The sequence below is a fragment of the Actinocorallia lasiicapitis genome (assembly GCF_054778695.1).
Window position 1 is genome coordinate 1 of record NZ_BAAGZI010000145.1, and the last position, 13,077, is coordinate 13,077.

Below are 13,077 nucleotides of genomic sequence, written 5' to 3' on the forward strand. Positions count from 1 at the left end.
GCCACGTCCCGCGCGATCCCGAACCCGACCGGGGACAGGCCCGCCGCGGCGAGGGCCGTCCGCATCGCGAGCTTGTCCTTGCACAGGCGCACGGCCGCGGCGCCGGGCCCCGGCAGCCCCAGCAGCTCAGCGGCCCGGGCGGTGCTCTCGACCAGCCGCTCGTCATAGGTGATCATCCCGAGCGGGGAGAGCTTCCCGGCCTCGGCGGCGAGGTGGCCGGGGTCCTCGAGGTCGACGCAGGCGAACGACGTCAGATAGGGCTTCTCCCACGTCGGCCGCCGGTAGGCGAACAGGGCGAGCGGAGCGCGCTCGCTCATCGCGGCCAGCGCGTACTCGCGGAGCACCCGGTCACCGCTGCCCACGACGATCAAAGGTCGCTCGTCCATGCGGGAACGGTAACCGCCGCCGATCAACCGGGAATGCGCATTATTGCGCATGGGTTCGTGTGGCGGGCGATTAACGTACCGAAAGAGAGAAGGCCGGGAGTCGAAGTCCGGAATTCACGGACGCGCTCCTTGCCTTTCCCAGTGGATCCAGATCCGGAGGGGCCGCTCAGTGCAATTCACAGGGAAGTCCGCCCGCGCACACTGGCCGGTGATCGTGATCGGCGGGGGGCCGGCCGCGACCCTGCAGATCAAACGGCTGATGGCCTCGGGATTCGCCGCCGAAGACCTGCTCGTCGTCAGCGACGGGTGGGGGGCGCCCGGAATGGCGTTCCTCGGCCGCTCCCGGCTCCAGTCCTACACGCACGAACTCGAACTCGAGGACGGCACGGCCCGCACGCTGACCGAACCGGGCTTCCTCCAGCCGACCGGCAGCGAGTACCACCGCTACGCCGAACGGGTCCTGCGCCGCTCGGGCGCCGTCCGCTGCCGGGGAACCGTCACCGACCTGCGGACGGACCCCGCCGGTTTCGCGGTGCGGGTGCGGTCGGCGGGCCGTGACCTGGAGTTCCGTTCGCCGTGCGTGATCCTCGCGACGGGCACCAGGCCCAAACGGCCGCCCGAGTGGCTGCGACGGGCCGGGATCCGCACCTACGACCAGGTCTACCGGGACGTCCAGGAGCACACCACCGACTATCTGCGCGGCCGGTCGGTGCTGGTGATCGGCAGCGGGAACTCCGCGATGCAGACCGCGTCGCTGCTGGCCGGCGAGGCCGCCGACGTCACCGTGTACGCCGCCAAATACCTCGGTATGTACCCCGTGGAGACCACCGACCGGTTCGCCTGGCGGGCGCCGTCCCAGCTCACCTGGGAACTGGTCGTCAAGAGCAGCCACCGCGAACAGGTCTGCGACGGTTCCCGGCCGTGCGTGCGGTTCCTGGTGTACCGGAGCATCGACGTCCTCGGCGACTCCTTCGCCGTGACGGTCCGCGCCGCCGACAACGACCACCAGATGGGCCTGCACTCCCGGCCGGGACTCCACTCCCATCTGCGGGTCGCCGAGGTCGACGGCGGCTGGCGGGAGGAGGTGCCGCTGGAGTCGGCGGTCGTGGTCTGGGCCACCGGATGCGAACCGGTCTACCCGCCGTCGGCGCTGATCGACGCGCTGGCCAAGGACGTCGGTGGCTATCTGCTGGCCGACGAGCACGGCGAGACCGGGCAGCCCGGGCTGTTCGTCACCGGCGCGTGCGCCGGGCGGCGCGCCGTCAACGAGATGCTGCCCGCCAGGACAGCGGCGGCCCCATGACCTCGACAACGACCGAGCAGCGGAGCCGAACCGTCTCCCGGGCCGGGCTGGCGACGCTCGCGCTCGCCGGCTACTGCGTCGCGACGGCCGTCTCGGCGACCTGGGTGTCGTTCTCCTTCACCGGGATCAGCGGGCCCGCGCTCACCTTCGTGACCTTCGTGCTCGCCCAGATCGTCTACACCGCCGCCTACGGCGCGCGCACGGGACGGCGGATCGGCGCCGCCTACCGGTTCGCGGTGGAGCACGCCCGCCAGATGGTCCTGCTCAACGTGCTGACGCTCGCGAGCTGGCTGTTCATGTTCATGGCGCTCCAGCGGATCGAGGCGTCCGTCGAATCGGCCATCTACCAGGGCGCCGTCGCGATCGTCGGGTTCCTGCTGGCGAGCCTGCTGGCCGGGGAGCGGTTCAGCACGGCCGCCCGGGTGGGGGTGTTCTCCTCCGCTCTGGCGTTGGGGCTGCTGGTCGTGGTGCGGCTGTCGTCGACCGACACCGGGCCGCTGCGGAACGCGTCGGTGCACACCGGGATCGTGCTGGCGCTCGTCGCCGGTTCCATGGGCGGCCTCTACATCCACTACGCCTCGCGGCTGCACAAGGCGACGGGCGTCCCGGCCATGACGATCCTGTGCTCGCGGTTCGTGCTGCTGCTGGCCGTCACCGGGGCGTTCAGCCTGAACGAGGTGGCCGGGCTGGTCGAGACCGATCCGATGACGATCGTCCGGCTGCTGCTCCTGTCGGTCGTCTTCGTCGTCCTGCCGACCTTTCTTCTGCAATTCGCGATCGTCCATCTGCCTTCCGCGCGCGTTTCCCTCGCGACGCCGCTCGTCCCGCTCATCGCGCTCGGTTCGGAATACGCGGTGCGGCCCTGGGGAAATGCGGCGGCGCCCGTGATCGTGGTCGCGGCGTCCCTTGTCCTGATCGTCACGAACAGAGTCATGTCGCGCGACTATCGCGCGGCGGCGCAGGAACCCGTCCGCACCTGAAAGGAAACCGTCATGGAGACCGACGTCATGGAAGGCACCGGAATCGTCGAGCAGATCAAGGCGATGATCGAGGAATCGGGGATCAATCACAACGACTTCTACCGGACGTTCCAGAAGGAGCCGCTCCCCCTCGACGTGGTCAAGGAGATCTTCCAGCAGTACTACCTGTACATCCGGACCTTCCCCCAGATCCTCTCCGGCCTCGCCCCGCGCGTGGACGACGAGCTGATCCGGCTCAAGATCTCCCGCACGGTCGTGTCCGAGCTGGGCGACGGCCACGGCGAACCGCACTTCAAGATGTTCGAGGCCTCGCTCAAGGGCATCGGTGTCGAGCTGGACGACTACCGGACGGTCCAGCACGCGCCCGAGGCCGAGGCCCTGGTGTCGAGCCTGCGCCGGCTCTTCCTGGAGGAGCCGCCCAACTACGCGATCGGGGCGCACTACGTCATCGAGGAGTTCGGCTTCCCGATGATCGTGAACCTCTACGAGGGCTTCCGCAACTACAGCGGGTGGGAGCACGAGGACTACAACTACTTCTATCTGCACATCCTCATCGAGTCCAACCATGTTGACTGGATCCAGGACGCGCTGCTCGCCGCGGCGACCGACACCGCCGCGCGCGAGGAACTGGTCAAGGGCGCCGCCGAGGTGCTCGACGCGCTCAACGCGTTCTGGCGCGGGCTCGACCGCATCGCCTGCGGTGCCCCCGCGGCGCTCTGACCGCCCACCATCACGGTCCGGCCGCCGGGGTCGCCCGGCGGCCGCCGAGGGAGGCCCGCGATGCGGATCCACCACGCGCTGCAGATCTACCAGGAGATGACGACGCTCGCCGAGACCCTCGGCGCGATCAACCTCGCCCAGGGAATCCCCGAACCCCGCTATGACGCGCGGTGGCGGGCGGCGCTCGCCGCGGAGCTGCCCGGAAGCCACTTCCAGTACACGCCGTCCGACGGCATCCCGGCCCTCCGGGACGCCGTCGGCACTCTCCACGGGGTGGACGCGGGCCTCGTCCTGCTGACGGCGGGCTGCACGGAGGCGATGGGATCGGCGCTGCTGGCCCTCGCCGAGCAGGGCCGCGGCACGGTCGTGTGGCTGGAGCCGTTCTACTCCTACTATCCGGGGCTGGCCAGGCTCGCGGGCCTGACCTGCCGTTCCGTCCCGATCGATCTGACGGGCCCCGCGCCGCGCCTGGACACCGGGCTGCTGCGCTCGGTCCTCGCGCCGCTCGGCGAGCGGGCGGTGCTCCTGCTCAACATCCCGCACAACCCCACGGGCCTCGCCCTCGACACCGACGGCTGGGCCGCGATCGCCGCGATCGCCGCCGAGACGGGCTGCTTCCTGCTCCTCGACGACGTCTACCGCTCGTTCGGCTACGGCGCATCGGCCCCGCCGTACGGACCGCTGCTCGCCTCCGGCCGGGCGGCCATCGCGGGCGCGCTGTCGAAGTCCCACGCCGCGACCGGGCTCAGAATCGGCTGGCTTCTGGCCCCCGACGGGCTGCGCGACCAGGCCGAGACCGCCCACATGCACATGTCCAACTGCACGCCCGACCTCCTGCAGCGCGCCGCCGTCCGCGTCATCGCCGAGACGACCGCCGCCGAACTCGCCGACACCGCAGCGGCCTACCGGGACAGACGCGACCTTCTGCTGGCCGCGCTCGGAGCGGCGGGCCTGCGGACCGTCACACCGGACGGCGGCCACTTCGTCATGGCCGAGCCCGCCGGCGGCGGCACCGCCCTGGACGGCGCGCTCCGCCTCGCCCACAAGACGGGCGTCGTTCCGCTGCCGCTGGAGACCTTCTTCACCTCGGCCGACCGGCCGTGGTTGCGCTTCTCGTTCGCCGTGGCAGGGGACCGGCTCGCCGAGGCGTGCGACCGGCTGGCCAGGGGCGTACGGTGAAGACCACGACGCTGGGCGAGGACGGCTTCGTCTGCGAGATCGTCGGCGCGGACTGCGCGAAGGCGGAGCCCGGTGAGGTGGCGGCGCTCAAGGAGCTGCTGTTCGAGCACCGGGTCCTGGTGCTGCGCGACCAGGCGCCGTCCCCGGCGCAGTACCAGCGGTTCATGGCGTCGATCGGCGTGCCCGTCCCGCACGTCCTGCAGGAGCTGACCGTCGAGGGCTTCCCGGCGATCCTGAAGATCTCCGACTATCTGCGGCCGGACGGCAGCCCCTTCGGCGTCCTCGACGGCGGCACCTACTGGCACAGCGACATGTCCTATCTGCCGGAGCTCGGCATCGCGACATCGCTGTATGCCGTCCGCGCCACGGCCCGCTCCGGCGGGACCGGCTTTCTCGACCTGCGCCGCGGCTGGGACGTCGTCGCCCGCGATCCCGGGCTGCTGGCCGCGCTCGGCTGCCGCTCCCCCGGCGCGGCCCTGGACGTCGAGGTCGTCCACCGGTTCGGCAACCGGCACGCGGTGAAGGACGCCGCCGCCCCCGACCAGAAACTGTCCGACCGGCAGCAGAGCACCCTGACCGGCGCCCGCCACCGGCTCGTCGAACGGCACCCCGTCACCGGGACGGCCTGCCTGTTCGCCACCTCCGGCAGCGCCATGACCCTGCCCGCGCTCGACGCCGAGCCGGCGGCGCAGGCCCTGGACCGGCTGGAGGAGACCCTGCTCGGCGCGCTCGAGATCTACACCCACCGCTATCTGCCCGGAGACCTGGTGCTCTGGGACAACATGAGCACCCTGCACCGGGGCGTGGGCGTCACCCCCACCCGGGACTGGGACGACTCCCGGCTGCTCCACCGGATCAACGTGAACTACGGATCAACGTGAACCACACCCAGGAAGCCTCATGATCAAGAATCTGGTGCTCGTCTCCCAGTCGTATCTCGGGTTCGCCACGGACGAGACGCTCGCGCACGCGGCGTCCCGCGCCCGGATCTCCCTCGTCCTGGACGCCGAGGAGAAGATCCATCCCCGGCTCGCCCCGCACGTCGCCGAGGTGCACCGGCTGACGGGCACGGTGCGCCACACCCTCCAGCCGTCCTTCGACGTCGCCGAACTGACCGCGCTGGTGCGCTCGGTGCTCACGGCGTCCGGCGGGGATCCGGCGGAGCTCGCGCTGTTCTGCCAGAACGAGGACAACGTCGTCCCGGTCGCGCACGTCCGCGAACTGCTGGGGATCGCCGGGGACGGCCCCGAGCTGGTCCGGCGGTTCCGCGACAAGGTGGTCATGAAGCAGGCGCTCGCCGCGCGGCTGCCCGAGGTCCTGCCCCGCTACCGGCGGCTCGACCTCGACCGGATCGACGCGGACGCTGCGTCCTACTTCACCGAACTGGTCGCCGAGCTGGGCACGGACACCCTCATCGTCAAACCGACCGGCGGGGCGGGCAGCCTCAACGTCGCCGTGATCGCCGGCGCCGCGGATCTCGTGACGGCCGCGGCGCGGATCCGCGCCGACAGCCGGGAGTTCGCCTACGAGGTCGACGAGCACCTCCAAGGGACCATGTACCAGTGCGACTCGTTCGTCCGCGACGGCAAGGTCGTGTTCTCGGGCATCCTCGAGCTGGGCTGCTCCAACTTCGACTTCGTCCAGGGCCGTCCCCTGTCGGTCCACCCGGTGACGGACGAGGAGCTGTACGGACGGCTGTTCGCCTACAACCAGGACGTCGTGTCGGCGCTCGGTTTCCGGGACGGCTCCACCCACCACGAGCTGTTCGTCCGCCGAACCGCCGACGGCGGGATCACCACCAAGTTCGTCGAGATCGCGGCGCGTGTCCCGGGCGGTCTCGGGGTTCCCTTCCACGAGCGGAACAGCGGCATCAACCTCATCGACGCGAACCTCTGGCTGGCCCTGGGCGATCCGCGCGCGGACTCCGTCACCTTCGACCGCCGCGACAACGTCGTCTCGGCGCTGCTCCCGGTGGGCCGCGGCCGGGTCGTCGCCCTGAACGAACCGGAGCTGGCCAGCGCCTACTCGATCGGCTGGAACGTCGCCGTGGGTGACACCGTCGACCCCCGCTCCCTCATCGACAACGCGGGCATCCTCACCCTCACCCACGACGATCCGGCCGTCCTGCGCCGCGACTTCGAGAGCCTCGCCACCTACGTGCCGGTCACCTGCCGTTAGGCGCCGCCGGTCAGGTGCGGGTGGAGTGGTTCAGGGCCTGGCGGACGAAGGGGTTGAGCAGGCGGGAGAGGCTGGCGGCGGTCTCGGCGGGGGTGCCGGAGGACAGGCCTGCGTGGCTGATGGCGAGGCGGACGGCGTTCTCGACGAGGAGTTCGGCGTCGTCGAGCGCCGCCTCGGGCCAGTGGTGCGTGATGGCGGCGACCAGGCGCTGGGAGGCCAGGGTGAGGACGGGGAGGCCGTGCGTGGTGAACAGGGACAGCAGTTCGTCGCTGCCGACGCCGGTGATGGCGCGCATCAGGGGGTGGGCGATGGCGTCGGTGAAGAACACTTCGAGGCCGTCTCTGAGCGCGCACTCCGCGTCGTCCTCGCGGCCCGCCATGGCGGCTTCGACCCCGCCGACCAGCCGGTCCGCCTCACGCAGGACGTAGGCGCCGGCGAGCTCGTCGCGGCTGCCGAAGAGCGTGTAGATCATCTGCCGGGTGACGCCCGCGCGCTTCGCGACGTCGGACATGGTGATCTCGCTCCACGACCGCTCGGCGATCAGATCGGCGACGGCGTTGAGCACCGCCTGGCGCGTCTGGTCCTGGATCTGCTGGGCGAACCTGCTGCGGCGGCGTCCCGTTCTAGGCGCGTCGGAGGGTTGAGGAACACTCACCTTTTCATCGTGGCATAGAAGGGCCTGATTCTGGGTCAGCTGGCGCGACATATTGCTACTTTTGTCGCGTCGTGGGCACGAGGGTGGGGCGTCCGCCGATCTCGCGTAGATCGTTCCAGGGCCAGACGCGGTAGGCGACCCGGCCGCTGACCGTGGAGATCTCGCCCCAGCCGAAGGTCCGGGAGTCGTCGGAGACGTCGGGATTGTCGCCCAGATAGAAGAACCTGCCGTCCGGGACGGTCTGCGGTGTCGCCACTCCGCTCTTGTGGCCGTCCGGCTCACAGCAGTTGGCGACCCGGGACGCGCGGCCCCGCCAGGCGTCCGAAACCACCTGGAACCATCCGGTCTCACCCTTGGGCTGGACCAGGACGGTGAGCGGGTCGCCGCCCTTGAAGCCGATCTGGACTCGGTCTCCGGGCAGCGCGATCACCCGTTTGACGACCGGCTCGCCCCGTCCGGGCGCCCGCAGGAGGACGACGTCGAACCGGGCGACCTTCTTCTCCGAGCCGGGGGCGGTGAAGACGCGCTCGCCGTTGGCGAGGGTCGGCGCCATGCTGTGGCCGTTGATCTTGATACTCAACACGGCCACCGCCGCGACGGCCACCCCCGCCGCCAGCGCCGTGACCAAGACCGTCACGAACAGTACGCGCGCCGCGATCACGAGAGCCCTGCGTTGACGTCGTCCCATGACTCCCCCGTTCCAAGATCACTCTCAGTGTCGTGACCTACACCACATCGGCGTGCCCCGTTATTAAAGACATGAGTAAGCCGGATGTCCAAACCATGACATGGATGGCTACCAAGTCGTTACAGATGACAAAAAATAGCCTCTTGTCAGACTGGTGTGACGCGTGGCACATTACGGACCGTTGTCCCGGTCCGCCCGTCGGGCGGCGATCTGGAGGAGCCACATGCAAGAGGCAGAAGAAAGAGGCGTCACCCGCTGGCGTCGCAGTGCGATCGTCGCGATCCCGTCCCTGGCGATCGTCGGCGGCATGGCCGCCGCGATGGTCCAGGGCGCGCTGGCGGCGAACCTGTCGCTGACCAACGTTCCGTTCTCGCTGTCCTCGGACACCGTCGCCGCCCCGCAGGGCATGGGCGCCGTCCTGACCACGGTCGGCAGCAACGGCACCACGGCCACCGGCGCGGCGGCCGAGGTCGGTATTCCCAAGGCCGGTCTGGACGGCATCTGCGTCCACGCCACCCAGACCTTCAACGTGGCCGGGCTGAACCTGGGCACCTACTCGCTCAACATCTCCTCGCCGAAGACCGGCGCGTCGGTCGCCGCTCTCGCTGCCGGCAGCGGGATCCAGGCCGACAACATGATCCTGAACGCGCAGGCCGTCAACGCCGCCACCGCGACCCTGGGTGGCTCCGCGACGACCCCGACGACCATCGGTGCGTCGGCCGACTCGGTCAACTCGGGCACGTCCGGCATCAAGGACGGTGTCCCGGGTGCGTTCGGCCTGAACGCCACCGGCGGCCAGGCGGCCCTCACCGGCCTCGACGCCTCCGCCAACGGCGCGACCATCGGCGGCACCATCTCCCTGCCGAACCTGAAGATCGCCCTCGCCACGGGCGACAGCAAGGGCACCGGCGCGGGCCAGACCGCGAGCGGCTGCTAACAGCTCCTCGCTGAGAATCCCGGGAGGGAGGAGCCGACGCCAATTCGGCTCCTCCCTCCCGGGCCACTGTAGTCACCGCGCTCCGCGTGAATCCGGGAGAAACCCATGCAAGCCACCGAACAGGGCGCGCTCAGCGTGCCCCGACGCCTGCGGCAGGCGTCCCGCAGGTTCCGCCGCACCCGTCCGTTCTGGGCCGCCGTGTGGACCATCGCCGGCGGCACGATCATCTTCTACCTGCCCTACGCGCCCCCCGGGATGCTGCTGCACATCGGGGTCGGCGGCATCGGCGGGCTCGCCTGCGGCGCGATCATCGCCGTGATGGGCCTGTTCATGATGTTCCTGCCCAGCCAGCGCCATGTCGCGGGCGCGATCGCCGGCATCCTCGGCGTCGCCTCCTTCCCGCTGACCAACCTCGGCGGCCTGTTCGTCGGGATGCTCCTGTCGATCCTCGGCGGCTCGATGGCGTTCGGCTGGATGCCCGAGAAGCCCGAGCGCAAGCGCCGGCTGTTCCGCAAGCTCCCCGCAACCGCTACGCCCGCACTGGAGGTGGCCGAGCCGTGATCGGCAAGCTCAGATCAGGACGGCAGGCGCTCGTCGCCGCCGCGAAGAAGTGGAACCACGACATCCTCGAGCAGGACGCCGACACGGCCGTCCGGAACGGAACCCGCTGGGGCCGCGCCGGGGTCTTCCTGCTCCCCGCGACGCTCTCGGTCGGGGCGCTGGGCGCCCTCATCGTCCAGGGCGCGCTCGCGACCAGCATGAACGTCAACAACTCGGCGTTCACCCTGAAGGCCAACAAGGTCTCCGGCACCGGATTCGGCGCGGTGCTCAACACCCAGAACGTCGAGGCGGCGGACGCGTCGACGTCCAAGAAGGGCCTGGCGCGCGTCACGTTCGCGTCGGCGAAGGTCGAAGGGCTCTGCGGCATCATCAACCAGTCGTTCGGACCACTGAACGTCGGACTCATCCTTTCCGCGGGTGACTCCGTGAAGAACCCGCCGGCCGTCAAGGGCCCCACGATCGACGCCGCGAACCTCTCGATCGAGGCCGACACCCTGGCCGGTGGGAACACCACGCTCTACAACGCGGTGCTCGGCGCGTCGGCGAGCAAGATCCTCGTCGGTGGCGGAGGGCTGGAAGGCGCGCAGAGCGGCGGGTTCGGGCTCGACGCGTCCAACGGTGACGTGAGCCTCAACGATCTCAACGCGTCCGCGTACACCGCGGAGATCACCGGCAATCTGTCGCTGCCCGGGCTCACCATCAAGATGAAGCAGACGGCGGCGAACGCGGCCGACTGCCCCTGATCCTCCCCGACCCTTCCCCTCCGGAGCGACCGAGATGACTGCTTACGAGACGTACGACGTGATACCGATGAGCCAGGTCGAGGCACCGCTCGCCACCGTGGAACCACGGCAGGGACGGACGCGCAGGCTGCGCCCGATCCAGTCCGCCTGGACCTGGTTCCGGGCGTTCCGGCGGAGCCGTCCGTTCTGGGGCGGTCTGTGGATGATGGTCGGCGGCTGGGAAGTCCTGAAGTTCACGATCGAGCCGCCGGCGACCGCCATCTCCGCCGGGTTCGGCGGCGTCGCCGGCTGGCTCGTCGGCGGCGGCATGATCCTGTGCGGGCTGATCCCGTGGGCGGCGCCCCGCCAGCGGTACAGCCTCGGCGTCCTCGGCACCGTGCTGGCGATCGTCTCGCTGATCGCGTCCAACCTGGGCGGTTTCCTGTTCGGGATGGTCTTCGGCGTCGTCGGCGGCATGTTGCTCGTCGCGTGGGGTCCGAAGAAGCCGCGGAAGCCGCGCAAGGGGCGTCGCGGATGATCAGATCATGGCGCAAGGTCGTGGCGGTGATCGCGGCCTTCACCGTGATGGTGAGCCTGGCGTACGGGCCTGACAAGGCCGCCGCCCAGGTCAGATCGCTGTTCGCGCTGCCCGCGCCGGTGAACATGCCGTTCGTCGCGCCGACCGTCCCCCTCCATGTGGAGATCGACCGGCTCACCGCGGTGAACTTCTCGGTGAAGAAGAACGTGACGATCATGCTGTCGAACGGTCAGCAGAAGACCGTCACGCAGTACACGTTCACCAAGCTCTCGCTGGACAACAGCCGCAGCGCCGGACGGGAGACCAGCATCGTCAGCGCCAACGGGACCTCCACCACCACGATCACGGTGCGCGACCCCGGATCGCTCGGCGGCTACGACACGGCGGGACAGCCGGAGACGACCGTCCTGTGGGGCGAGATCACCAACATGTGCGTGATCATCATCATTCCGCTGTGCGGGATCGAATGGCTGGCCCAGGCCGTCGCCTCGGTCCTCCCCCTGACGGCCGGCGCCACCAACTTCCGAGGGGACTTCTACGGCATCAGGACCACCGACAACCATGCCGCGCTGACCACCGACAACAATCCCGTGCACCTGCCGGGAGCCACCATCACGGTGACGCCATGACCGAAACCGAAGAGATCGTCTACGGCACCCGCTGGCGGCTGGTGCCCTTCGTGCTGCTCCCCGCGGTCCTGCTGATCGCCTTCATCGGGCAGCTGTTCTCCAGCGGTGCGCTCGCCGCGGCGCTCGTCGTCCAGGGCGGCACCACCAGCATCTCCGTCAACAGCCTCTACGGCACCAACTTCGCCGCCGCGGTCGTCGAGCAGGAGGCCGAACGGGCCGACGGCACGACCTTCCAGGCGCACGTGCTGCGCATCGGCTTCGCCAAAGGCCTCGTGAACGGGCTCTGCCTGTCCCAGGAAGCCGACATCATGGGCAAGAAGTTCGCGCTGATCATCCAGTTGGACGACGCCAATGCGTCCACCTGGGAGATCACCACGGGCGGTGTGATCCTCGACGTCAAGACCGTCACCGGGCAGCTCGACATGGACGGGATCGTCGACCTCAACCGCGACGGCTCCGACGTCCATATGACCGACCTGGTCAACGGGAACTACTCCGACGTCAACCCGCTCGACAGCCCCGTCAACCGGTTCGGGATCCAGGGCAGGTACGCCAAGTTCGACAAGCTCAGCGGAACCGTGAAGGACATGCGGGTCCTCGGCTCACTGAAGACCACCAAGATCAACATCCGGGTCGCCGCCTCGGGCACCACCTGCCCCGCCCCCGTCAACCCGGTCGGAGTCCCGCCCCTTTAGGGCGTGTTTCAGCCGACTGCTCTGCTGCGAGCGCCGACTTCGAAACACGCCCCGGTGACTTTTGTCACTAGGGCGCAAGGAGGGCTCCAAGTTGGTGCGGCCCGGACAACAACCCTGAGCGAATGATCATTTACGCTTTCGGCACTTGGGGTACGAGAGGCGGGAGGCGGCCTCATGGGCGGGCGTTGGGGGCGGATCACTGCGGTGTCCGTGGTGGTCTGGGTCGTGGTCGGGCCCGGGGTGCCCGCTTCGGCCGGCGGTGGGATCACGCCGGGGCCCGGGGCCGTCGTACGGTCGTCGGTGGTCACCGTCAGCGTGGAGGCGTCCGGGAAAGGTGGACGGCTCAAGGTCGACGGGGTCGTCCGCGACTCCGGAGCGGGGCTGCTCACCCATGTGATCGACGGCCATGCCGTGCGGAACGGGGCGCACTCCGTCGAATACCAGGCCGAGGACGTGTTCGACAGCCGCGCCGGGACGTTCTGGATGGCCGTCCCCGCGGCGGCTCCGTCCGGGGTGCGCGCCGTCGTGTCGGGGGAGTCGGTCGCGGTCTCCTGGAGCGGCGGGCAGGAGCCGGACATCTCCGGATACGCGGTGCGGTCCCGGTACGGGACGCAGCGGGTGGGATGCTGCTCGGCGCGGATCTCGCTGCCGGAATCCGCCAGCGGAACCCTGAACGTCAGCGTGGTGGCGCAGCGGGGCGGCGGGGCGGCGGATTCGCCGGCCGGAAGCGTCGTGGTCGAGCTGCCGGACCGTGCGCCGACCCTGGTCAAGCCCGAGCCTTCGCCGTCGCCCACCGGGGTGCCGGTGGAGGAGCCGTCAGCGGAGCCTGCGCCGTCGTCTCCGGCCGCCGCGCCGGAGAGTCCCGCGCCTGTCGGATCGGGGTCGCCGACGCCGTCCGCCGCCGGG

At 69.9% G+C, this 13,077-nt stretch carries 14 protein-coding genes and 2 pseudogenes; 13 read left to right on the forward strand and 3 right to left on the reverse strand.

Features of this window, described 5'->3' with window-relative positions:
* A pseudogene (locus tag ACYVE7_RS17535) lies at window positions 1-386 on the reverse strand (hypothetical protein); the annotation flags it as partial.
* A 169-nt stretch (window positions 387-555) separates the two neighbouring features.
* On the opposite strand from ACYVE7_RS17535, the gene ACYVE7_RS17540 reads away from it, so the two are divergent.
* The 6 genes from ACYVE7_RS17540 to ACYVE7_RS17565 are packed head-to-tail and all read left to right on the forward strand — an operon-like array spanning window position 556 to window position 6,746.
* Window positions 556-1,689 (forward strand): FAD-dependent oxidoreductase, encoded by a 1,134-nt coding sequence (locus ACYVE7_RS17540; protein ID WP_460365789.1) that lies wholly within the window; start codon window positions 556-558, stop codon window positions 1,687-1,689.
* Window positions 1,686-2,669 carry a hypothetical protein gene (locus ACYVE7_RS17545; protein ID WP_460365790.1) on the forward strand — a complete coding sequence of 328 codons (984 nt, stop codon included), beginning with the start codon at window positions 1,686-1,688 and terminating at the stop codon, window positions 2,667-2,669. Before ACYVE7_RS17540 ends, ACYVE7_RS17545 begins: the two co-directional genes overlap by 4 nt.
* 12 nt (window positions 2,670-2,681) lie before the next feature.
* Window positions 2,682-3,389: a TenA family transcriptional regulator gene (locus ACYVE7_RS17550; protein ID WP_460365791.1), complete on the forward strand. Its 708-nt coding sequence runs from the start codon at window positions 2,682-2,684 to the stop codon at window positions 3,387-3,389.
* Window positions 3,390-3,449: 60 nt separating this feature from the next.
* Complete coding sequence (locus ACYVE7_RS17555) at window positions 3,450-4,568, forward strand: pyridoxal phosphate-dependent aminotransferase (protein WP_460365792.1); 1,119 nt, start codon at window positions 3,450-3,452, stop codon at window positions 4,566-4,568.
* Window positions 4,565-5,449, forward strand: a complete 885-nt coding sequence (locus ACYVE7_RS17560; RefSeq protein ID WP_460365793.1) for a TauD/TfdA dioxygenase family protein — start codon at window positions 4,565-4,567, stop codon at window positions 5,447-5,449. The genes ACYVE7_RS17555 and ACYVE7_RS17560 overlap by 4 nt, the downstream gene beginning before the upstream one ends.
* A gap of 19 nt (window positions 5,450-5,468) precedes the next feature.
* On the forward strand, window positions 5,469-6,746 hold the full coding sequence (locus ACYVE7_RS17565; protein ID WP_460365794.1) for an ATP-grasp domain-containing protein: 1,278 nt from the start codon (window positions 5,469-5,471) through the stop codon (window positions 6,744-6,746).
* 10 nt (window positions 6,747-6,756) lie between these two features.
* Here the strand turns inward: ACYVE7_RS17565 and ACYVE7_RS17570 are convergent, their stop codons facing one another.
* Window positions 6,757-7,401, reverse strand: coding sequence for a TetR family transcriptional regulator (locus ACYVE7_RS17570; protein WP_460365795.1), 645 nt, complete (start codon window positions 7,399-7,401; stop codon window positions 6,757-6,759).
* A 55-nt stretch (window positions 7,402-7,456) separates the two neighbouring features.
* Window positions 7,457-8,089 carry a signal peptidase I gene (gene lepB / locus ACYVE7_RS17575; RefSeq protein ID WP_460365797.1) on the reverse strand — a complete coding sequence of 211 codons (633 nt, stop codon included), beginning with the start codon at window positions 8,087-8,089 and terminating at the stop codon, window positions 7,457-7,459.
* A 223-nt stretch (window positions 8,090-8,312) separates the two neighbouring features.
* On the opposite strand from lepB, the gene ACYVE7_RS17580 reads away from it, so the two are divergent.
* The 7 genes and pseudogenes from ACYVE7_RS17580 to ACYVE7_RS17610 all read left to right on the forward strand — a co-directional run.
* Window positions 8,313-9,026 (forward strand): hypothetical protein, encoded by a 714-nt coding sequence (locus ACYVE7_RS17580; protein ID WP_460365798.1) that lies wholly within the window; start codon window positions 8,313-8,315, stop codon window positions 9,024-9,026.
* A gap of 105 nt (window positions 9,027-9,131) precedes the next feature.
* Window positions 9,132-9,587, forward strand: coding sequence for a DUF6114 domain-containing protein (locus ACYVE7_RS17585; protein ID WP_460365799.1), 456 nt, complete (start codon window positions 9,132-9,134; stop codon window positions 9,585-9,587).
* Window positions 9,584-10,330, forward strand: coding sequence for a DUF6230 family protein (locus ACYVE7_RS17590; RefSeq protein ID WP_460365800.1), 747 nt, complete (start codon window positions 9,584-9,586; stop codon window positions 10,328-10,330). The genes ACYVE7_RS17585 and ACYVE7_RS17590 overlap by 4 nt, the downstream gene beginning before the upstream one ends.
* 67 nt (window positions 10,331-10,397) lie before the next feature.
* Complete coding sequence (locus ACYVE7_RS17595) at window positions 10,398-10,847, forward strand: DUF6114 domain-containing protein (RefSeq protein WP_460365801.1); 450 nt, start codon at window positions 10,398-10,400, stop codon at window positions 10,845-10,847.
* The gene (locus tag ACYVE7_RS17600; RefSeq protein WP_460365802.1) at window positions 10,844-11,476 is read left to right on the forward strand and encodes a hypothetical protein; all 633 of its coding nucleotides are present in this window, start codon (window positions 10,844-10,846) and stop codon (window positions 11,474-11,476) included. Before ACYVE7_RS17595 ends, ACYVE7_RS17600 begins: the two co-directional genes overlap by 4 nt.
* Complete coding sequence (locus ACYVE7_RS17605; RefSeq protein ID WP_460365803.1) at window positions 11,473-12,171, forward strand: DUF6230 family protein; 699 nt, start codon at window positions 11,473-11,475, stop codon at window positions 12,169-12,171. The genes ACYVE7_RS17600 and ACYVE7_RS17605 overlap by 4 nt, the downstream gene beginning before the upstream one ends.
* A 174-nt stretch (window positions 12,172-12,345) precedes the next feature.
* A pseudogene (locus ACYVE7_RS17610) lies at window positions 12,346-13,077 on the forward strand (hypothetical protein); the annotation flags it as partial.

What these genes read in the sequence shown, in the direction of transcription:
- ACYVE7_RS17545 (WP_460365790.1), top strand. Translation starts at nt 1,686, where the DNA reads ATGACCTCGACAACGACCGAGCAGCGGAGCCGAACCGTCTCCCGGGCC.
- ACYVE7_RS17585 (WP_460365799.1), top strand. Translation starts at nt 9,132, where the DNA reads ATGCAAGCCACCGAACAGGGCGCGCTCAGCGTGCCCCGACGCCTGCGG.
- lepB (WP_460365797.1), bottom strand. Translation starts at nt 8,089, where the DNA reads ATGGGACGACGTCAACGCAGGGCTCTCGTGATCGCGGCGCGCGTACTG.
- ACYVE7_RS17555 (WP_460365792.1), top strand. Translation starts at nt 3,450, where the DNA reads ATGCGGATCCACCACGCGCTGCAGATCTACCAGGAGATGACGACGCTC.
- ACYVE7_RS17600 (WP_460365802.1), top strand. Translation starts at nt 10,844, where the DNA reads ATGATCAGATCATGGCGCAAGGTCGTGGCGGTGATCGCGGCCTTCACC.
- ACYVE7_RS17605 (WP_460365803.1), top strand. Translation starts at nt 11,473, where the DNA reads ATGACCGAAACCGAAGAGATCGTCTACGGCACCCGCTGGCGGCTGGTG.
- ACYVE7_RS17565 (WP_460365794.1), top strand. Translation starts at nt 5,469, where the DNA reads ATGATCAAGAATCTGGTGCTCGTCTCCCAGTCGTATCTCGGGTTCGCC.
- ACYVE7_RS17550 (WP_460365791.1), top strand. Translation starts at nt 2,682, where the DNA reads ATGGAGACCGACGTCATGGAAGGCACCGGAATCGTCGAGCAGATCAAG.
- ACYVE7_RS17595 (WP_460365801.1), top strand. Translation starts at nt 10,398, where the DNA reads ATGAGCCAGGTCGAGGCACCGCTCGCCACCGTGGAACCACGGCAGGGA.
- ACYVE7_RS17580 (WP_460365798.1), top strand. Translation starts at nt 8,313, where the DNA reads ATGCAAGAGGCAGAAGAAAGAGGCGTCACCCGCTGGCGTCGCAGTGCG.